The organism is Bradyrhizobium sp. CCBAU 51765, from assembly GCF_015291725.1.
In the GTDB taxonomy this organism is placed as follows: Bacteria; Pseudomonadota; Alphaproteobacteria; order Rhizobiales; family Xanthobacteraceae; genus Bradyrhizobium; species Bradyrhizobium liaoningense.
In genome coordinates this window covers 4,299,128-4,318,282 of the sequence record NZ_CP030038.1, presented here as the reverse complement: position 1 = coordinate 4,318,282, position 19,155 = coordinate 4,299,128, and the positions used below count along the sequence as shown (strand labels likewise).

The window sequence follows — 19,155 nt, the reverse complement described above, 5'->3', positions numbered from 1 at the left end:
GCAAGGTTCAAGACTCCCGAAGAGGCCACCTCATGAAGCATGTGACGCTGCCGGTTTCGCCGAAAACCGTCCACTGGGGCTATTTCTCCAAGACAGTCGCGCCGGCCCTGACGCTGCGCTCCGGGGATCGTGCCACCATCGAGACACTGACCCATCATGCCAATGACGATTACGAGCGCATGATCCAGGGCGATCCCGGCGCCGAGAGCGTGTTCCAGTGGACGCGCGAGCACAAGGCTGTCGCGCGCCGCGGCTCCGGCCCGACGGAGGGCCCGTTCATTCGCGGCGCAGGCGAGGGGATCGGCGTGCATTTGCTCACCGGACCAGTCGCAATCGAAGGCGCCGAGCCCGGTGACATCCTGGAAGTGCGAATCCTCGACGTCCGGCCACGGCCGAGCTGCAGCGCCTGCCATGCCGGCCGCTGCTTCGGCTCCAATGTCGCAGCCAATTGGGGCTTTCACTATCACGACCTGATCGAGGAGCCGAAGCCGCGCGAGGTCGTCACCATCTTCGAGCTCGACACCTCCGGCGAACCCTATGCGAAGGCGGTCTACAATTACGTCTGGACGCCGCAGACCGACCCCGACGGCATCGTGCACCCGACCATCGACTATCCCGGGGTGCGCGTCGATCACGCCACCATCAGGAAGCGCGAGAACATCCTCTCCAGCCTGAAGGTGCCGGCGCGACTGCATTTCGGCACGATGGGCCTCGCGCCATCGGAAGCCGATTTCGTCAGCTCGATCCCGCCGAGCTACACCGGCGGCAACATCGACGACTGGCGTATCGGAAAAGGCGCGCGGATGTTCTATCCGGTTGCCGTCCCCGGCGCCTATTTCTCGGTCGGCGATCCCCATGCCGCGCAGGGCGACAGCGAGCTCGGCGGCACCGCGATCGAGACCTCGCTGACCGGCGATTTCGAGTTCATCCTGCACAAGAAGGCCGACCTTGCCGGCACCAGCCTCGAAGGCCTCGACCACCCGATGCTGGAGACCGACCACGCCTGGTCGTTCTACGGTTTCACCTATCCGAACTATCTCGCCACGCTCGGCGCCGATGCACAAACCGAGATTGCCAATCACAGCAGTCTCGACCGTGCGATGCGCGATGCGTTCAGGAAGCTGCGCCGGTTTCTGATGACCGTGCATCGCCTCAGCGAGGACGAGGCGATCTCGCTGATGTCGGTCGGCGCAGATTTTGGCGTCACCCAGGTGGTCGATGCCAATTGGGGCGTCCACGGCACGATCCGCAAGAACATCTTCCGGTGCGACTGAATTTCCCTGCTTCGTCATTCGTGGCGACGAAACGCGTCGAACCTGGAATCCATTTCACCACCGTCTCCTTTGCGCAATGGATTCCGGGTTCGCGCTCGCGCGCGCCCCGGAATGACCAAGGGGCCATCCTCCACACTTTGAAGAACGGTCCAATTCCCGGGTGCACGCTTGACCAATGAAACTTATTTGCGGCCCATTGCCGCGACGGACGATCGCGTGCGTCTGGCACGGAGGTTGCTTCGATCGACTGCAATCTGGGTCGATCCGATGAGCTTCCGCCCGTTCACGAGCGAGTCCTACGCGCAAGACGACCGCCCAGAAGCCTGGCGGGACGTGCTGGCCGCGGTCGGCCTGCAGCCGGCGGGTGGCCACAGCGTATTGGACGGACACGCGACCGCATCGCACCGGCACGCCGCCGGTGTCGCGCTGACGCGCATGGCTGCGGGTGCGCAGAGCGTCGTTCCGCTCTCACGAGCAAGCGAGGACCTTCCCGTCGCACTGATGCCGGTCGAGGACGGCATGGTGCTGAAGAGCGCCGGCAGTCATCGTATCGTTCCCGTCGGTCATCTCGTGCTGCTGCCGCGCAGCGGCGACTGGAGCATCGTGTTCCAGCGCGACATGCGCGCCATCGTGCTGTCGGTGACATCGGAGGCGCTGCACGGTCGCCTGTCGGGCAAGCCGCGGCTCGGCGGGCCCCGCGTCGTTCCGCCGAGCGGCTTTGCCGACGTCTTCTCCCGTCTGCTCGATGCCACTGCACGGACGCTCGACACCCTGAGCGATCCCGAATGGAATTCGGTCGCGCAGTCCTTCGTCGATCTGTTGCTGACGCTGGTGCATCAGCTGGCGTCCTCGGCCTCCGATGCTGGATCGAGCGCGACGCAGGCCGCGCTGCTGCACCGGATCTGCCAGACCATCGAGCGTCGCCTCGACGATCCCGATCTGGTGCCGGCGCGCGTCGCGCAGGCCGAGGGAATTTCCGAACGTTACCTGCAAAAGCTGTTCGAGACGGTCGGGGACAATTTCACCCACTACGTTCGCGAGCGCCGCCTCCAGCGCGCCTGGGCCGATCTATCCAACCCAACCGAGGCGCATCGCTCGATCTCGGAGATCGCCTACGCCTACGGTTTTGGCGACTCCGCGCATTTCAGCCGCGCCTTCCGGCATCGCTTCGGCCTGCCGCCGCGCGAGTTTCGCCAGCAGGAGGCCGAGCGCGCGACGGCACAGCACGGCGTCGCCGGCCAGCGCGGCTGGCCGCAGGAGGCACTGGCGCAGCTTCGCGTCCATCAGAGCGTGGAGACGCGCAGCAGCGTCGCCTGCGCCGGCGCCGAGGCGCGCACGACCGCCGAACGCCGTCATCACCATCTCCCGGTCGAGGCCAGCCGCGTCCATTGGGGTTATTTCAGCCGCTCGCTGCCGCCGCAGATCGAGATTGCCTCGGGCGACACCATCACCATCGAGACGCTGACGCAGCACGCCTCCGACGATCCCGAGTTGATGATCGCCGGCGATGCCGCCGCCGAAAGCGTGTTCGGCTGGACACGGGACAGGAAGAACGTCGACCGCCGCGGCGCAGGGCCCATGGATGCCAGCGTGTTCGGCCGCGGTGCCGGCGAGGGCTTTGGCGTGCACATCTGCACCGGACCCGTCGCTGTGAAGGACGCCCAGCCAGGTGATGTGCTGGAGGTGCGCATCCTCGACATCGTGCCGCGGACGAGCCGCAATCCGAACCATGCGGGCCGCGTGTTCGGCTCCTCGGTCGCAGCGTGGTGGGGCTATCACTACAACGAGTTTCTCGGCGGTCCGAAGCCGCGCGAAGCGGTTACCATCTACGAGATTTTCGACGACGCCGAGGTGCCGCACGCCCGTGCACTCTATTCCTACCGCTGGGAGCCGCAGACCGATCCGTTTGGCGTCGTGCACACCACCTACGACTACCCCGGCGTTCCCGTCGCACCCGTCACGAACAAGCGCCGCCATGGCGTACTCGACGGCATCAAGATCCCCCTGCGTCCGCATTTCGGCGTGATCGCCGTGGCGCCGCGCGAGGTCGATTTCGTCGATTCCGTGCCGCCATCCTATTTCGGCGGCAATCTCGACAATTGGCGGCTGGGGAAGGGGGCAGCCGTGTATCTTCCGGTCTCGGTTCCCGGTGCACTGCTGTCGGTCGGCGATCCCCATGCCGCGCAGGGCGACGGCGAGCTCAGCGGCACCGCAATCGAGTGCTCGATGACCGGTACCTTCGAGGTGATCCTGCACAAGAAGGCCGATCTCGCCGGCCAGCCCTTCGCCGATCTCTCTTACCCCCTGATCGAGACCGAGACCGATTGGGTGCTGACAGGCTTCAGCCACCCGAACTATCTCGCGGAATTCGGCGCCCAGGGGCAGAGCGAGGTCTACGCCAAGTCCTCGCTCGACCTCGCCATGAAGGACGCGTTCCGCAAGATGAGGCGCTTCCTGATGAACGTCAAAGGCCTCAGCGAGGACGAGGCGATCGCGCTGATGTCGGCCGCCGTCGATTTCGGCGTGACGCAGGTGGTCGACGGCAATTGGGGCGTGCACGCCATCCTCAGCAAGCGCCTGTTTCAGGACGCATCTTAACAAGGACACTCAAGTGAAATTCCACATGATCAGCGGCGGACCGAAGCCGGTCGCGCCTTTCAGCCATGCGGTCGAAACCGATGGCTTCGTCTTCGTGACCGGTCAGATGCCCGATACGCCGCGGACGCCGGGCGTGCTGCCCGAGGGCATCGTCGCGCAGACCCGCGCGGTGATGGAGAATTTGAAGGTGGTCCTTGCCGGCCTCGATCTCGGCCTCGAGCACGTCGTGATGACGCGCGTGTATCTGACCCGCTTCAAGGAGGACTATGCGGCCATGAACGAGACCTACCGAACGTTCTTCGCACCGGACCGCCTGCCGGCCCGCACCTGCGTCGGCGTGACCGGGCTTGCCTACGACGCGCTGATCGAGATCGATCTGGTGTGCCGGCGGCCGTGATCGTCCGCAGCCTCGATGGCGCCAACAGGACTACAAGTAGCGCAACCTTCGCACAGTGGAGCGTGGGTGCCCGGCCGGCAGCCGGTCTTCCCTGCGCCCTCTGACTGACGAGGGGTGTCAAGATGCAGCAAAGCTCGGGCGAGACAAGCCGCGAGGCAGCGCACGTGTGTCTGCAACCGAAGATTTGCGTCGCTGGAGAGAAGGCATTGCTTCGAGCTTCGTCGTTGCGAGCGTTGCGCAAGCAATCCAGAACCCATCCTCGGAAAGTCCCTGAAGGAGGAACCGTTCCAGACCTTCCTCAAGGCGCGTTGCGGATGATGACGAATTCGTCCTTTGCAAGCGCAAGCGGCTTTGTTATACGCAGCCGCGCGCGAACGAACGGTTCGCCTTTTCCTCGGTAGCTCAGCGGTAGAGCATCCGACTGTTAATCGGATGGTCGCTGGTTCGAATCCAGCCCGGGGAGCCAAATTCTACTGACAACTCAGTAGCTTATGCCCGCATCCTCATGCGGCGCGCGATCTTCTTCGTCTGACTTTGAAGCACGGCCTCCGTAATCCAGCGTGGAATCACGGTTGAACAGATGTGCGCGCGGGCGCGGTGGCGCCATGTGGACGGCGCCAAATCGACTCAATTCGAATCGAGCATCGACCCGCCGGACATTTACGGAGCTCATTCGATGCCAGACATCCAGGCTGACCGTTCTCTCATGGCCCCCTCGATTCTGCCGGCCGACGTTCCCGAACTCAGCGACGACGAATGCATCGCCCGTCTGGCGCGCGCGGTCGAGACGCCGGATTCGGCACGGCTGGACGAGGTCGCCGCTCTGATCGGCCGCCTCGCGGTGGCGATCGAGTAGGACTGGTCGACCCTCCGATTGGGCAGTTGCGGAAGCCTTGGTCTCCCGGGGCCAACGGCCATGTTGCGTTTTGACCGAGCATGCTCCAAAGATGCCGCGAATTTCTTCCGCGGCATTGTCCGCATTGCAGGGTCTGCAAATGTCCGGTTTCTCGACCGCGCGCCAGAACATGGTCGATGGCCAGGTGCGCACCAATGACGTCACCGATCGTCGTGTTCTCGATGCCATGCTCACGGTTCCGCGCGAGGCCTTCGTGCCTGCCGCCCGGCAGGCGCTGGCCTATCTCGATCTCGACCTCGACGTGAGCGAAGGCGGCGCCAAGCGGTTCCTGATCAAGCCGGCGCTCACCGGCAAGCTGCTTCAGGCCGCCGAAATCGGCGAGGGCGACAGCGTGCTGGTCGTCGGCTGCGCCACGGGGTACCTCGCCGCGCTGACCGCCAAGCTTGCGCGGCAGGTCGTCGCGACCGAGTGCGATTCGGCCTTGGCCACGAAAGCCAAGGACGCCTTCACCGCCCTGGGGCTTGCCAATGTCACCTGCCGGGTGGCGGTGGCGGCATGCCCTGAAGGAGAGCCTTCTGCCGCTCCCTATGACGTCATCGTCCTCAACGGAGCGGCCGAGGTGATGCCGGAAGCCCTGCTCGGGCAGCTGAAGGAGGGGGGGCGTCTGGTGGGGGTGTCGGCCGAATCCAGGCCGCCGCGGGCCATGATCGTGACCCGTACCCACGGTGAATTCGGCCATCGGGCCCTGTTCGATGCCGCGGCCCCGGTCCTTCCCGGGCTGGAACGGGCCGCCGCCTTCGTGTTCTGACGGGCCAAAGCCCGCCAAAATCCCGTTCCGAATCAGAAGTGTGGCAGGGATGCTGCACGTGAAGAGTTTCCGCTGAGAACCACCCTCAGGTAGTTCCGTCGCGCTCGCCCCCGTCCTATGTTGCAGCGGGGCGACGACTCCTCGTAGACGGTAAACCCACCTCGTGGGCACGGGGTGGGCGTTAGATGAACGGAATTTAAGGGATGCATGGGGTGAAGCTCTTCACCGGAGCTGCGGTTTCGGTCCTGCTGCTGGCGCTTGCCGGGCCGACGCCTGCCTTGGCGGAGACCATGGAAGGCGCGCTGGTGCGCGCCTATCAGGACAATCCGCAACTCAACGCGCAGCGCGCCCAGGTGCGTGTGACCGACGAAAACGTGCCTCAGGCACTGTCCGGATATCGCCCGAGAGTTTCGCTGACCGCGAGCGCCGGCTATCAATATCAGGACATATTGAGCGCGCCGGGCACCGCACCAATCAACGGGACCACCGTCCCCCGCAGCTCCGCCCTTACCATTCAGCAGTCTCTGTACAACGGCAACCAAACCGCCAACCGGGTTCGGGGCGCAGAGCATCAGGTCTCCGGCGCGCGCGAGGGGCTGCGCAATCTCGAGCAGAGTGTCCTGTTCTTGGCGGCGCAGACGTACATGGATTATCTGCGCGATTCGGCGACGGTCGAGGTCAACAAGAGCAACGTCCGGGTGCTCGAGCAGACGTTGAAGCAGACCCGCGACCGCTTCAACGTCGGCGAAGTCACTCGCACTGACGTGGCGCAATCGGAAGCGCAGTTGGCTGCAGGGCGAACGCTGGAGCAGCAGTCCGAGGCCACGCTGACGGCGACGCGCGCGACCTATCGCCGTGTGATCGGCAACGACCCTGTCAACCTTGCGCCCGGCTCGCCGGTGGATCGTTTGCTGCCGCCGTCGCTGGCAAGAGCGATCGATCTTGCGCTTACTGAGAACCCGACCGTCACAGCAGCGATGTTCGGCATCGACGTCGCTTATATGAGCGTGAAGATCAATGAAGGCGCGCTGCTGCCGACGGTCACTTTGCAGGCGACCGCCCAGCAGGCAAACGAACAGTCCTTGATTCAAAACAGGGCGTTCAGCGCCTCCGCAGTCGCGCAAGCTTCGTGGCAGCTCTACGCGGGCGGCTCCGAATATTCCCTGATCCGACAATCCAAGGAGTCGCTGGCCCAGCAGCGTCTCACGCTCGATCAGACTCGTGACCAGGCTCGCGCCGACACCGCATCTGCCTGGGGCCTGCTCCAGGCATCCAAAGCGCAGGTGACGTCCGCACAAGCCCAGGTGACAGCATCCGAGATCGCGCTGAACGGTGTGCGCGAGGAAGCAAAGGCCGGGCAGCGCACCACGCTCGACGTTCTCAATGCGCAGCAGGCGCTGGTCAACGCCCGCATCAATCTCGTGAACGCGCAGCATGATCGCGTTGTGAATTCCTACAGGGTCCTCAGTACCATCGGCCGTTTGTCGCCGCAGGTGCTTGGTCTGCGGACCACAACCTACGACCCCAGCGTTCACTATCATCAGGTACGCGACAGCTGGGCCGGCGTGCGTACGCCCGACGGGCGCTGATTCCCGAAATCATCCGGTCGACCTCGCGAATAGCCGAGGTCGACCGGTGCTTTGCTTGCAATCGCCAAAATCCCTGACATAGCCTTGCCAAGATGATGCGGGTCGATTCGCCCGCGTTGATGTCGTGTGCGTAACGCTTGAGTGCGGGGGGCAGGGCGCACCGCTGCACATTGAGCCGTGATCTGGGGACAAGTCGGGCTGCCGCGGCGAAAATGACGGGCCTCCCGTTGCGGAACCGGCCAATCCTGCCGTGCTTGGTGTAAAACAACGCATGCGAGGGCGTTGATGATGTGGAGTCGGAGATGACGCAGCCTGCAAAGGTCACAGAACCCTCGATGGAGGAGATTCTGGCCTCGATCCGGCGCATCATTGCCGACGATGAGGCAAAGCCCCCGCCTGCTGAGGCCGCCAAGCCCGAGAAGGCCGCAGCCCCCGCGACGCCGCCGAAGCCGCAGGCCATGAACGACATTCCGCCATCCAAGGTCGCGCCCGCAAAACCTGCTGCCGAGAAGCCGGCGCCGCCAGTTGCGAAGCCGGCTCCGCCGCCGCCACCCGCGCCCGCGGCGGACGCCACCAACAACCAGGACGATATCGACGCGCTGCTGGCGGGGCTCGACGCCGCCACACCCGCGCCCGAGGTCCGCGCTCCCGAGCCGGAGCCGGAACCAGAACCCGACGTACTCGAATTGACGGACGAGATGGCGGTGGATCCGACACCGCCTCCGCCGCCGCCCAGCTTCCGCAAGGTCGAGCCGCGCGACGATCTCGAATTCGCCGAATCGTCGCCCCCGCCGCGGCTTACGCCGCCGCCGGCCTACGCGCCGGTGGACTTTGACGCCCCGCCGCTGCCGCCGCAGCAGCCGATCCTCGCGCAATCGACCGTCTCCGCGGTCGAATCCGCCTTCAATTCCCTGGCCCATACGGTGCTCAGCAGCAATGCACGGACGCTGGAGGATTTGGTCAAGGAGATGCTGCGGCCGATGCTGAAGTCCTGGCTCGACGACAACCTGCCGGGCCTCGTTGAACGCATCGTGAAGGCCGAAATCGAGCGAGTCTCGCGCGGCGGCCGCTGAGAAGGGCCGTGCGGCCCCGATATAGCCCCGCTCGTACGCCATATTGGGCTCGTTGACCGGGCCGGAAGCCCGTGCGCTGACCTTTTCGTTGACTTGGCCCCCTCGCGCGGCTTTCTAGCAGCCCCATGATCGAGAAAAATTACCAGCCCGCCGATATTGAAACCCGCATGTCCGTCGTGTGGGAGGACAGCCTTGCCTTCAAGGCTGGTCGCCCCGACCGGCGTGATGCCGTGCCCTTCACCATCGTGATCCCGCCGCCGAACGTGACGGGCTCGCTGCATATGGGCCACGCCCTCAACAACACGCTGCAGGACATCCTGTGCCGGTTCGAGCGCATGCGCGGCCGCGACGTGCTGTGGCAGCCCGGCACCGATCACGCCGGCATCGCCACCCAGATGGTGGTCGAGCGGCAGTTGATGGAGCGCCAGCAGCCCGGCCGCCGCGAGATGGGCCGCGAGAAATTCCTCGAGCGCGTCTGGCGGTGGAAGGCCGAGAGCGGCGACACCATCATCAACCAGCTCAAGCGGCTCGGCGCCTCCTGCGACTGGTCGCGCGAGCGCTTCACCATGGACGAGGGCCTGTCGAAAGCCGTCGTCAAGGTGTTCGTCGAGCTGCACCGCGAGGGACTGATCTACAAGGACAAGCGGCTGGTGAACTGGGACACCAAGCTGCTCACCGCGATCTCCGATCTCGAAGTGCAGCAGACGGAAGTGAAGGGCCACCTCTGGTATCTGCGCTACCCGATCGAGGGCAAAAATTTCAGCCCCGAGGATCCCTCGAGCTTCATCGTGGTCGCCACCACGCGCCCTGAGACCATGCTCGGCGATACCGGCGTTGCCGTGCATCCCGAGGATGAGCGCTATCAGAAGCTGATCGGCAAGAACGTCATCCTGCCGCTGGTCGGCCGCAAGATTGCGATCGTCGCCGACGAGTACTCCGATCCGAAGAAGGGCTCTGGCGCGGTGAAGGTGACGCCGGCGCACGACTTCAACGATTTCGAAGTCGGCAATCGCCACGGCCTGCGCCGGATCAGCGTGCTCGACAGGGAAGGTTGCCTCGATCTCCTCGACAACGAAGATTATCTGCGCGACCTGCCTGAAGGTGCCGCGCAGTTCGCCGAGGAGTTCCACAAGGTCGACCGCTTCGTCGCGCGCAAGCGCATCGTCGAACGCCTGGAATCGTTCGGCTTCGTCGAACGGATCGAGCCGCACACCCACATGGTGCCGCACGGCGATCGCTCCAACAGCGTGATCGAGCCCTACCTGACCGACCAGTGGTACGTCGACGCCAAGACGCTGGCGAGACCTGCGATCGCGGCGGTACGTTCGGGCGAAACGACGTTCGTGCCGAAGAACTGGGAAAAGACCTATTTCGACTGGATGGAGAACATCCAGCCCTGGTGCATCTCGCGGCAGCTCTGGTGGGGCCACCAGATCCCGGCCTGGTACGGACCTGACGGCAAGGTGTTCGTGGCCGAGACCGAGGAGGAGGCCGTCAGTCACGCGCTCGGCTACTACGTCGAGCAGGAAGTCATCACGGTCGAGCAGGGGCGCGAGATGGCGCTCGACCGCAACAAGCGCGAAGGCTTCATCACGCGCGACGAGGACGTGCTCGACACCTGGTTCTCCTCGGCGCTGTGGCCGTTCTCGACGCTCGGCTGGCCCGACGATACGCCCGAGGTGCAGCGCTATTACCCGACCAACGCGCTTGTGACCGGCTTCGACATCATCTTCTTCTGGGTCGCCCGCATGATGATGATGGGCCTGCACTTCATGAAGGAGGTGCCGTTCTCGACCGTCTACATCCACGCCCTCGTCCGCGACGAGAAGGGCGCCAAGATGTCGAAGTCGAGGGGCAACGTCATCGATCCCCTGAATCTGATCGACGAATACGGCGCCGACGCGCTGCGTTTCACGCTGGCGGCGATGGCGGCGCAGGGGCGCGACATCAAGCTCGCCACCAGCCGCGTCGAGGGTTATCGCAATTTCGCGACGAAGCTCTGGAACGCCTGCCGCTTCGCCGAGATGAACCACTGCGCCGTGCCTGAAGGCTTCGAGCCGGCGAAGGCGAAGGAGACGCTGAACCGCTGGATCGCGCATGAGACGGCGCACACCACGCGTGAGGTGACCGAGGCGATCGAAGCCTATCGGTTCAACGACGCTGCGGGCAGTATCTATCGCTTCGTCTGGAACGTCTATTGCGACTGGTATGTCGAGCTTGCAAAGCCCGTGCTGCTCGGTCCGGATAGTCCCGCCAAGGACGAAACCCGCGCCATGGTCGCCTGGGCGCGCGATGAGATCCTGAAGCTGCTGCACCCCTTCATGCCCTTCATCACCGAGGAGCTGTGGGAGGTGACGGCGAAGCGCGAGGGCCTGCTGGCATTGGCGCCGTGGCCGCTGAAGCCGGTCGAACCGACGCCGGAGCAGCTTGCGATGCTCGCGGCGACGACGGGGCCGACCGATGCGCTCGTTTCGCCGGCCTGGGTGCTTCCGATCTTCGATCATGCCGACTTCACCGATCCCGCGGCCGAGGCCGAGATTGGCTGGGTAATCGACCTCGTCACCCAGATCCGCTCCGTACGCGCCGAGATGAACATCCCGCCGGCGACACTGACGGCGCTGGTGCTCGCCGGCGCATCGGCCGAGACCAGGGAGCGCGCGCCGCGCTGGACCGACGTCATCAAGCGCATGGCGCGGCTGTCCGACATCTCCTTCGCCGATCGCGCGCCTGATGGGGCGGTCCAGTTGCTGGTGCGTGGCGAGGTGGCTGCGCTGCCGCTGAAGGGCGTGATCGACGTTGCTGCCGAGCGCACGCGCCTGGACAAGGAGATCGGCAAGGCCGACGCCGACATCAAGCGCGCCGAGTCCAAGCTGGCGAACGAGAAGTTCGTCGCCAACGCGGCCGAGGAGGTCGTCGAGGAGGAGCGCGAAAAGCGCGAGGCCGCGCTGGCCCGCAAGGCCAAGCTGCTCGAGGCGCTGGAGCGGCTGAAGCAGGCGTCGTGAGGTTTCAGTCATTCCGGGATGGTCCGCAGGACCAGACCCGGAATCTCGCGATTCTCAGGTGCGCAATTGCGCACCAGAGTTCGATGCTTCGCATCGCCCCGGAATGACGATCACTTCGGAAACGGCTTGCTCAGAAACTTCGAGCCCTTGACGCCGTAGCGCCAGGGCAGTTCGACCGCCTTGGTGATGCCGATGCGGATGCCGGTCGCGACCTCGACATCCTCGGTGCGCGCATGCAGAGCGATTGGCGGACGGTCCAGCGGCAGCGCGTTGTGCGCGATGGTGATTCCGAGCGCTTCGGTCAGCTTGCCCGGCCCTGAGCACAGCGTATGCGCATCCTGGAGATGCCGGCGCCGGCGCATCGCAGCCAGGCCGTGCGTCGGCTCCAGTGCGCGGATCAGCACGGCGCTGGCCGAGCCTTCCTCCTCGCAAACGAAGTTCACGCACCAGTGGATGCCGTAGGAGCGATAGACATAGGCAAAGCCAGGCGGGCCGAACATCACTTGGTTCCGCGGCGTCGGCCCACGATAGGAGTGTGCCGCCGGGTCGGTATGATGATAGGCCTCGACCTCAACGATGATCCCGCCGACACCATTGACCAGCATGGTCGCGCCGATCAGGTCGGGGGCGACCTCGTGGACGCTGCGGCCGAAAAAGGTCCGCTTCAGCTGCTTGCCGAGCCGCGGTGTGGATGCCTTCGAGATTGGAGCCATTCGAGATGAGAATCGCCTGAGAACAGAGCAGGATATTGCCCATATCTGCCATGTTCCCTAAAGCGGCGCGAGCCGGGTTGCGGCAGGCAGCCAGACCGATTAGGTAGGACCTGAACAGACCGGACACCCCATGGTCGTTATTGTCGATACCATCTCGAACCCGCTGCGCCCGCGCCACCCCGAAAAGGTGAACCGGCCTGATTCCGCTTCGCCGCCGAAGCCGGACTGGATCCGCGTGCGCGCGCCCAACACCCGCGGCTATGCCGACACCCGCAACATCGTGCGGGCGAACGGTCTGCACACGGTATGCGAGGAGGCGGGCTGCCCGAACATCGGCGAGTGCTGGGACAAGAAGCACGCGACCTTCATGATCATGGGTGATACCTGCACCCGCGCCTGCGCCTTCTGCAACGTCAAGACCGGCCTGCCGAATGCGCTGGATGCGGCCGAACCGCAGAACGTCGCCGAGGCGGTGGCCAAGCTCGGCCTTGCTCATATCGTCATCACCTCCGTCGACCGCGACGACCTCGCCGACGGCGGCGCCGAGCACTTCGCCCAGACCATCCGCGCGATCCGGGCCGCGTGCCCCTCGACCACGATCGAGATTCTGACGCCGGATTTCCTGCGCAAGGAGGGGGCCCTCGAGGTCGTGGTCGCGGCGAAGCCCGACGTGTTCAACCACAATCTCGAGACGGTGCCGTCGCGCTATCTCACGGTGCGGCCCGGCGCGCGCTATTTCCATTCGATCCGGCTGTTGCAGCGGGTCAAGGAGCTCGATCCCACCATCTTCACCAAATCCGGCATCATGGTGGGCCTCGGCGAGGAGCGCCACGAGGTGCTCCAGGTGATGGACGATCTGCGTTCGGCAGAGGTCGACTTCCTGACCATCGGCCAGTACCTCCAGCCGACCCGCAAGCACCACGCCGTGATGCGATACGTGCCGCCGGACGAGTTTTCGTCTTACGAGAAGGTCGCCTACACCAAGGGCTACCTGATGGTGTCGGCGAGCCCGCTGACCCGCTCGTCGCATCATGCCGGCGAGGACTTTGCGAGACTGAAGGCCGCGCGGGCAGCTAACGCCCACTGAACCGATATGCCCCGTTTTTCCAGCAAGCGCCGTGTCAATCACAGCGCATCCGAGATGTTCGATCTGGTCGCCGACGTCGAGCGCTACCCGGAATTCGTGCCGCTGTGCAGCGCGCTGAAGGTCCGCCAGCGCATGGCCAAGCCGGACGGCACCGAGGTGCTGGTCGCCGACATGACGGTGTCGTTCAAGCTGGTCAAGGAATCCTTCACCAGCCGCGTGACGCTCGATCGCGCCAACCTGAAGATCCTGGTCGAGTATCTGCAAGGTCCCTTCAGCAACCTCGAAAACCGCTGGACCTTCGAGCCCAAGGGCCAAGAGGGGAGTGAGGGCGTTTGCGACGTCGGATTCTTTCTCGCCTACGAGTTCAGGAGCCGCATGCTGGCGATGCTGATGGGCTCGATGTTCGACGCCGCGTTCGCGCGGTTCTCCACCGCGTTTGAAAAGCGCGCAGACGCGATCTACGGCCGGCCGAAGCTGGCGTCGACGTAGGTAGCTCTCGTGTCCCAGACGCGCTGCAACGCCCTTAGACTAGCGTTGCTGCGCAGAGCCGGAACCCATAGCGACAGACTCCTCACTCGATCGATGGGCCCCGGCTCTGCAGCGCACCGCTGAAGGAGCGCTGCGCTGCGTCCGGGGCACGAGACCTTCCTCAGTCCACCGCCTTCACCACATCCGGCGGCTGCGAGGCGTAGTATGCCGCGGCCTGATCGATCTCCTGCGGCGTCATCGCGCGCGCGATGTTGCGCATCTGCTGGCTAATATCGTTGCGCCGTTCACCGGAGGCGAAGGCCTGGAGCTGCGCCTTCATGTAGGCCTCGGACTGCCCCTCCAGCCACGGGCTGCCGATCTTGTTATCGAGGCTGCCATGGCAGGAGCCGCAGGGCGCGATTCCGCGCATCGGCGCGCCATAAATGACGATGTTGGGTTTCGGCAGCTGCGGCGTCGGGTGGTAGGCCGGCAGCCGCGGCAGATAGGCGTAGTACATCGACAGGTCGGCAATCTCCTGGTCGGTCAGGTTGACTGCAAATGGCGACATCACGGCATTGGTGCGCGCGCCGGAGCGGAAATCGTGCAGCTCCTTGTAGATCACCGCCGCATACTGACCCGCGAGGTTCGGCGAGTCCGCGCGGCTGATGCCGGTCGGGCCGTGGCAGATGGCGCAGCGTTGCGCCAGCGTGGCGCCGCGGCCGATGGCCTCCTGGTTCGGGCGCGCCAGCGTGGAGGAGGTGAGCACGACCTCGGACAGGCGCCTGGTCTGCTCCGGCGCCGCCACCGTCGCCGCCCGCTGCGGCAGTCCGGCGGCGCTGCAGATCGCATCCCAGACATTGGCGAACTGGACCCAGGGCTGGGCGAAAGGCAGCACGATGAAGCCGCCGATCGCGGTCACGATGAGGATCGCGGCGGTGATGCCGACGGCTGCCGTGAAATGCCTGTTGCGGAAGGTGAAGAGGTCGCGCGCGGTCATCACTGCGCTCCCACATAGACGGCCGGCACCGAGGTGCCCTCGTTCAGCGCCAGCGTCAGGATCGGGTAGCCGTAATTGGTGAGGGTGAGCGCGATCATCAGCCCCACCCACAGCGCGTGCGTGTTGAGCGCGACCGGCACCGTCGCCGGCTGGTGCACGGCCAGCGCAAAGCGATACGGACCGGCGTCAGTCTGCGGTGCGCGCATGCCGCGCGCCAGGATGACCAGGAAGAGGATGCCCGATGCCAGCAGGATGAAGCCGCCGATCGCCGAAAGGGTGACGGAGAGCGCCTGCGGCGCGATCCCGGGATCGCCGAAGTCGAAATAGGCCATGCGGCGCGGCATGCCCAAAATGCCGACCCAGTGCCACGGGAAGGTGGTGATCATCATGCCGACGAACCACAGCCAGAGCTGGGTGCGGATCAGCCGGAGATCAATCAGTTCGCGGCCGGTCAGATGCGGCCACAGATCATAGGCGATCGCGAAATACATGATCACGATGGCGCCGCCGAAGATCAGGTGGAAATGTCCGGTGATCCACTGCGTGTTGTGGATGGACGCATCGAGCTGATAGCTCATGTTGATGAGGCCGCCGGCGCCGCCGAAGCCGAGCATGACGAAGGAGAAGGCGAGCGCGAGCATCATCGGATTGTCCCAGGGCAGGGCCCTGATCCAGCCGAACAGGCCGCGCCCGCCGCGCAGGCGCGCGGCGATCTCGACGGAGGCGCAGATCGTGAACACCGTCAGCAATGTCGGCAACGTCACCAGCGCCGTGAAGGCCGAATGGATGAACTTGAAGCCGGCACCGACTTGCGGATCGGCAAAGGTGTGGTGCATGCCGATCGGCATCGCCACCACAAGGAACAGGATGAAGGAGATCCGCGCCATGGTGTCGGAATAGACGCGGCCGCCGATCGCGCGCGGCACGATGGTGTAATAAGCGATGTAGGTCGGCATCAGCCAGAAATAGACGATGGCGTGCAGCGTCCAGGAGAAGAACACGCGGGCGAGACCGGCATCGATCGTGGTCTTCAGCCCCGCCGCGACGGGAATGATCTGCAGCAACAGCTCGAGCGCGGCACCGACCGCAGTCCAGGCCCACAAATACGAGCCGGCGACATTGGCGAACATCGCCAGCGGCACCGGCGCGCCGGGATGGGCCTTGCGCCAGACGCGCAGGTTGATCGACATCAGTGCGACCCAGATCCAGGAGCCGACCACGACCAGCACGACGCCGAGATAGTAGAAGACGTTGCCGATCAGTGGCGGATAGAAGGTGTAGAGCACCGAGGCGCGGCCCAGCGCGATCGGGATCACCGCCATGATGCTGCCGGCAACGATCAGCCAGAATCCGGCCCAGGCCCAGCGCACGCCGACCAGACGCTGCTCCAGCGCGGACTCGCTGATGGCGTAGCCAAAACCCATCGCGACCAGGGTCGGGAAGACGTAGCCCATCACTGTGCCGTGCGCGGTCAGCGAGCGGTAATAGAGCTCGGGATTGGAGAGCCAGGTGCCGATCGGGCTGCGGATGAACATCTGCCAGGCGCCGAGCGTGAGCGCTATGCCGAACACGGCAAAGGCCAGCCAGAAATGGGCGAGGATGAGCTTCCTATTGACCAACACAGCTCAGCCTCCCGCCACCCTTCGCACGATCGGCGAATTCGGTCTTGTCGATCACCTTGACCTTGCCCCACATGCCCTCGTGGCCGAAACTGCAAAATTCCTGGCAGGGCATCAGATAGTCGCCGGTCCTCGCAAAGCGCATGGGCTGCTCGGAAATGTAACCCGGCACGAGCATCGTGTTGACGTTGGTGCCCTGGATCAGGATGCCGTGCACGACATCGGCGCTGGTGGCACGGAGCGTGATGGGCGTGTCCGCGGGCACAAGGATGCAGGCCGGCGTGAAGGAATATTGCTGGCCGATCGCACGCACGGTCACATTGCCATTGGTTTCCAGCACGCTACCGAGATTGCTTTCGACGAATTCGCCGGAGAGATGCAGCCGCGATGGATCGGTGGTCTCGACGCGAGGCTGCGGCATGGTCGCGCGATGGATGCCGGCAAATGCGGCGAGCAGCGCCATGGCGACGATGATGATCACGGAAATGGTCGCCCAGCGCCGCTCGACGCGGGCCGCGACCTCGGCGCCGTCGTGATGGGATTCCTCTGTGCTCATTGCAGCGAGCCACGTGGCAGGAAGACGAACAGATAGAACGCGAGCCACATCGCGACCACACAGGCCGTGGCGATGCCCGCGAGCACGATCGCGCCGGACGGGCCTTGCGCGACGACCTCTTCGACGGCCTGGTCGGCGGCGGCTGGACTGGTCGGCGGGTCGGAATTGATCATGGCGGATCTCTGGCGTCTCTCAGTTCAGCGGTGCGGAGCGCAGCTCGTTGGCCTCGCGCGCCGAGACCGGCGTGCCGCGATTGCCCCAGGCGGTGCGGATGTAGGAAACGACGGCGGCGATCTCGTTGTCGGACAGAAGCCCCGCGAACGGCGGCATGCCGTAAGGCATCGGATTGCCCTTGGTGCCCGGCGGATAGCCGCCATTGAGCACCATGCGGATCGGATTGACCGCCGATTGCATCTCGATCGACTGGTTGTTGGCGAGCGGCGGCCAGTGCGGCGGCTTGCCTTCGCCCTGCGTGCCGTGACAGCTGGCGCAGTGCTTGTCGTAAACGGTCTTGCCGAGGCTGATCAGCAGGCTGCTCTCGCTGGTCGGCAACGTCGAGCTTGCCGGCGGTGGAGGCGAGGGCTCCGCAATGCTCTTGAGGTACACCGCCATCGCCCTGGTGTCTTCGTCGTTCAGATATTGCAGGCTATTGTGTACGACCTCTGCCATCGGGCCGTAGACGACACCGCGCATGGAGACGCCGGTCTGCAGCAAGTCCGTGATGTCCTTGATGCTCCAGTCACCGAGCCCCGCCTCGCGGTTTGACGTGAGCGACGGCGCGTACCAGTTCTGCATCGGGATCAGGCCGCCCTTGAAGGCTTCCGATTGCGAGGTGCCGCCGAGGGCGTTGATGGGCGAGTGGCACATGCCGCAATGGCCGAGGCCCTCGACAAGGTAGGCGCCGCGATTCCATTCCGCGGATTTCTTCGGATCGGGCTTGAACTCGCCCTCGGTGAAGAACAGCGTGCGCCAGCCGAGGATGAGCTGGCGATTGTCGTAGGGGAAACGCAGCTCGTGCGGCTTATTCTTCTGGTTCACAGGCTGAATCGAGCGCAGATAGGCGTAGATCGCGTCGCTGTCGGCGCGCGTGACCTTGGTGTAGGACGCGAACGGCATCGCTGGATAGATCAGCCCGCCGTCTGGGAAGCGGCCGCTGTGCATGGTTTTGTAGAAATCGTCGGCGCTCCATTTGCCGATCCCCGTGTCGGGATCCGGCGTGATGTTGGAGGTGTAAAGCGTGCCGAACGGGGTCGGCATAGGCCGGCCGCCGGCGAACAGGCGTCCCTCGGGTGCGGTGTGGCACGCCGTGCAATCGCCGGCGCGGGCAAGATATTCGCCGCGCGCGATGACATCGCTGCTCTTGTCTTGCGCGTGCGCAATTGTCGTAAGCGCGACGATGGCAAAGAGCGTGATCGACAGTTTCGAGACCATCATCCGCCTCGTCAGTTGGGCTGGCTGCCGCAGCCGAAGGGCAGGGCATAGGTGCCTTTCGGGACGGGGGCCGGGTTGGCGGGCGCAGGCCGCGTCGCGAGCCAGGCGGCCACGGCCGTCACGTCGGCCTCGGTGAGATGGCCGGCGACGAGCTGCATGCAGTCCGGCGACTTGGCCGTACGGGTGCCGTAGCGCCAGGCGCCGAGCTGTGCGCTGATATAGGCGGCGCGCAAGCCCAACAGCCCGGGGATGCCTGGCTGCATGCCGGTCAGGCCGGGGCCGTGGCAGCTCACGCATGCCGGAATGTTGCGATTGGCATCACCGCTGCTGGCGAGCTGTTCGCCCTGTGCGAGAACGTCCTTCCTGACCTCGCTCGGCGCCGGCTGCGGCAGCGGCGGATGCTCGTTGGCAAAATACTCCGCCATCGCCTGCAGATACGGATCGGGCAGAAACTCCAGGAGATAATTCATCGGCGGATATTTGCGCCGGCCACTGCGGAAGGCGAGGAGCTGGTTGTAGAGATAGCCAGCCGGCTTGCCCGCGAGGCGCGGGAAATAGACATCGCTGGTGCCTTCGCCCTTGTTGCCGTGGCAGGGCGTGCAGGCTTCGACCCGCGCCGCCATCGTGTCCGGTGGCTGGTTGGCCGTTTGTGCGGCCGCACCATCAAAAGCGGCCAAGTTGGCAATG

The 19,155-nt window shown here is 65.0% G+C and carries 17 protein-coding genes and 1 tRNA gene; 11 read left to right on the top strand and 7 right to left on the bottom strand.

Features of this window, described 5'->3' with window-relative positions; all coding sequences use genetic code 11:
- Positions 1 to 32 precede the first annotated feature (32 nt).
- From XH96_RS20690 to XH96_RS20650, 9 genes are all read left to right on the top strand, one after another.
- A complete protein-coding gene (locus XH96_RS20690) occupies positions 33 to 1,274 on the top strand; it encodes an acetamidase/formamidase family protein (RefSeq protein ID WP_194387434.1) in 1,242 nt (413 codons plus the stop codon).
- A 267-nt stretch (positions 1,275 to 1,541) separates the two neighbouring features.
- Positions 1,542 to 3,872: an acetamidase/formamidase family protein gene (locus XH96_RS20685; RefSeq protein ID WP_194387433.1), complete on the top strand. Its 2,331-nt coding sequence runs from the start codon at positions 1,542 to 1,544 to the stop codon at positions 3,870 to 3,872.
- A 13-nt stretch (positions 3,873 to 3,885) separates the two neighbouring features.
- Positions 3,886 to 4,269 carry a RidA family protein gene (locus tag XH96_RS20680; RefSeq protein ID WP_194387432.1) on the top strand — a complete coding sequence of 128 codons (384 nt, stop codon included), beginning with the start codon at positions 3,886 to 3,888 and terminating at the stop codon, positions 4,267 to 4,269.
- A 391-nt stretch (positions 4,270 to 4,660) separates the two neighbouring features.
- Positions 4,661 to 4,735, top strand: a tRNA-Asn gene (locus tag XH96_RS20675).
- Between the two features lie 210 nt (positions 4,736 to 4,945).
- The gene (locus XH96_RS20670; protein ID WP_028176399.1) at positions 4,946 to 5,125 is read left to right on the top strand and encodes a hypothetical protein; all 180 of its coding nucleotides are present in this window, start codon (positions 4,946 to 4,948) and stop codon (positions 5,123 to 5,125) included.
- A gap of 139 nt (positions 5,126 to 5,264) precedes the next feature.
- Positions 5,265 to 5,933, top strand: coding sequence for a protein-L-isoaspartate O-methyltransferase (locus XH96_RS20665; RefSeq protein WP_194387431.1), 669 nt, complete (start codon positions 5,265 to 5,267; stop codon positions 5,931 to 5,933).
- Between the two features lie 203 nt (positions 5,934 to 6,136).
- Positions 6,137 to 7,522, top strand: coding sequence for a TolC family outer membrane protein (locus XH96_RS20660; RefSeq protein WP_194387430.1), 1,386 nt, complete (start codon positions 6,137 to 6,139; stop codon positions 7,520 to 7,522).
- Between the two features lie 302 nt (positions 7,523 to 7,824).
- Positions 7,825 to 8,595, top strand: coding sequence for a PopZ family protein (locus XH96_RS20655; RefSeq protein ID WP_194387429.1), 771 nt, complete (start codon positions 7,825 to 7,827; stop codon positions 8,593 to 8,595).
- Between the two features lie 125 nt (positions 8,596 to 8,720).
- A complete protein-coding gene (locus XH96_RS20650; protein ID WP_194387428.1) occupies positions 8,721 to 11,597 on the top strand; it encodes a valine--tRNA ligase in 2,877 nt (958 codons plus the stop codon).
- A 110-nt stretch (positions 11,598 to 11,707) separates the two neighbouring features.
- Here the strand turns inward: XH96_RS20650 and XH96_RS20645 are convergent, their stop codons facing one another.
- Positions 11,708 to 12,310, bottom strand: a complete 603-nt coding sequence (locus XH96_RS20645) for a DNA-3-methyladenine glycosylase (protein WP_194387427.1) — start codon at positions 12,308 to 12,310, stop codon at positions 11,708 to 11,710.
- Positions 12,311 to 12,440: 130 nt separating this feature from the next.
- Between XH96_RS20645 and lipA the strand changes: the two genes are divergently transcribed.
- Both lipA and XH96_RS20635 read left to right on the top strand, forming a co-directional pair.
- Positions 12,441 to 13,397, top strand: a complete 957-nt coding sequence (gene lipA, locus XH96_RS20640) for a lipoyl synthase (RefSeq protein WP_194387426.1) — start codon at positions 12,441 to 12,443, stop codon at positions 13,395 to 13,397.
- A gap of 6 nt (positions 13,398 to 13,403) precedes the next feature.
- Entirely contained in the window at positions 13,404 to 13,886 is a 483-nt protein-coding gene (locus tag XH96_RS20635) for a type II toxin-antitoxin system RatA family toxin (protein ID WP_131868627.1), read from the top strand.
- A gap of 160 nt (positions 13,887 to 14,046) precedes the next feature.
- Here XH96_RS20635 and XH96_RS20630 read toward each other — a convergent pair whose 3' ends face one another.
- The 6 genes from XH96_RS20630 to XH96_RS20605 are packed head-to-tail and all read right to left on the bottom strand — an operon-like array spanning position 14,047 to position 19,091.
- A complete protein-coding gene (locus tag XH96_RS20630; RefSeq protein WP_194387425.1) occupies positions 14,047 to 14,862 on the bottom strand; it encodes a c-type cytochrome in 816 nt (271 codons plus the stop codon).
- Entirely contained in the window at positions 14,862 to 16,484 is a 1,623-nt protein-coding gene (locus XH96_RS20625; protein ID WP_194387424.1) for a b(o/a)3-type cytochrome-c oxidase subunit 1, read from the bottom strand. Before XH96_RS20625 ends, XH96_RS20630 begins: the two co-directional genes overlap by 1 nt.
- Positions 16,471 to 17,037 carry a cytochrome C oxidase subunit II gene (locus XH96_RS20620; RefSeq protein ID WP_194387423.1) on the bottom strand — a complete coding sequence of 189 codons (567 nt, stop codon included), beginning with the start codon at positions 17,035 to 17,037 and terminating at the stop codon, positions 16,471 to 16,473. Before XH96_RS20620 ends, XH96_RS20625 begins: the two co-directional genes overlap by 14 nt.
- Positions 17,034 to 17,210 (bottom strand): hypothetical protein, encoded by a 177-nt coding sequence (locus tag XH96_RS20615; protein ID WP_027542758.1) that lies wholly within the window; start codon positions 17,208 to 17,210, stop codon positions 17,034 to 17,036. The genes XH96_RS20620 and XH96_RS20615 overlap by 4 nt, the downstream gene beginning before the upstream one ends.
- A 19-nt stretch (positions 17,211 to 17,229) precedes the next feature.
- The gene (locus tag XH96_RS20610; protein ID WP_194387422.1) at positions 17,230 to 18,471 is read right to left on the bottom strand and encodes a cytochrome c; all 1,242 of its coding nucleotides are present in this window, start codon (positions 18,469 to 18,471) and stop codon (positions 17,230 to 17,232) included.
- An 8-nt stretch (positions 18,472 to 18,479) separates the two neighbouring features.
- Positions 18,480 to 19,091, bottom strand: a complete 612-nt coding sequence (locus XH96_RS20605) for a cytochrome c (protein ID WP_371740173.1) — start codon at positions 19,089 to 19,091, stop codon at positions 18,480 to 18,482.
- Positions 19,092 to 19,155: the final 64 nt, after the last annotated feature.

What these genes read in the sequence shown, in the direction of transcription:
- XH96_RS20690 (WP_194387434.1), top strand. Translation starts at nt 33, where the DNA reads ATGAAGCATGTGACGCTGCCGGTTTCGCCGAAAACCGTCCACTGGGGC.
- XH96_RS20685 (WP_194387433.1), top strand. Translation starts at nt 1,542, where the DNA reads ATGAGCTTCCGCCCGTTCACGAGCGAGTCCTACGCGCAAGACGACCGC.
- XH96_RS20670 (WP_028176399.1), top strand. Translation starts at nt 4,946, where the DNA reads ATGCCAGACATCCAGGCTGACCGTTCTCTCATGGCCCCCTCGATTCTG.
- XH96_RS20665 (WP_194387431.1), top strand. Translation starts at nt 5,265, where the DNA reads ATGTCCGGTTTCTCGACCGCGCGCCAGAACATGGTCGATGGCCAGGTG.
- XH96_RS20660 (WP_194387430.1), top strand. Translation starts at nt 6,137, where the DNA reads ATGCATGGGGTGAAGCTCTTCACCGGAGCTGCGGTTTCGGTCCTGCTG.
- XH96_RS20655 (WP_194387429.1), top strand. Translation starts at nt 7,825, where the DNA reads ATGACGCAGCCTGCAAAGGTCACAGAACCCTCGATGGAGGAGATTCTG.
- XH96_RS20650 (WP_194387428.1), top strand. Translation starts at nt 8,721, where the DNA reads ATGATCGAGAAAAATTACCAGCCCGCCGATATTGAAACCCGCATGTCC.
- XH96_RS20645 (WP_194387427.1), bottom strand. Translation starts at nt 12,310, where the DNA reads ATGGCTCCAATCTCGAAGGCATCCACACCGCGGCTCGGCAAGCAGCTG.
- lipA (WP_194387426.1), top strand. Translation starts at nt 12,441, where the DNA reads ATGGTCGTTATTGTCGATACCATCTCGAACCCGCTGCGCCCGCGCCAC.
- XH96_RS20635 (WP_131868627.1), top strand. Translation starts at nt 13,404, where the DNA reads ATGCCCCGTTTTTCCAGCAAGCGCCGTGTCAATCACAGCGCATCCGAG.
- XH96_RS20630 (WP_194387425.1), bottom strand. Translation starts at nt 14,862, where the DNA reads ATGACCGCGCGCGACCTCTTCACCTTCCGCAACAGGCATTTCACGGCA.
- XH96_RS20620 (WP_194387423.1), bottom strand. Translation starts at nt 17,037, where the DNA reads ATGAGCACAGAGGAATCCCATCACGACGGCGCCGAGGTCGCGGCCCGC.
- XH96_RS20615 (WP_027542758.1), bottom strand. Translation starts at nt 17,210, where the DNA reads ATGATCAATTCCGACCCGCCGACCAGTCCAGCCGCCGCCGACCAGGCC.
- XH96_RS20610 (WP_194387422.1), bottom strand. Translation starts at nt 18,471, where the DNA reads ATGATGGTCTCGAAACTGTCGATCACGCTCTTTGCCATCGTCGCGCTT.
- XH96_RS20605 (WP_371740173.1), bottom strand. Translation starts at nt 19,091, where the DNA reads ATGGCGGCGCGGGTCGAAGCCTGCACGCCCTGCCACGGCAACAAGGGC.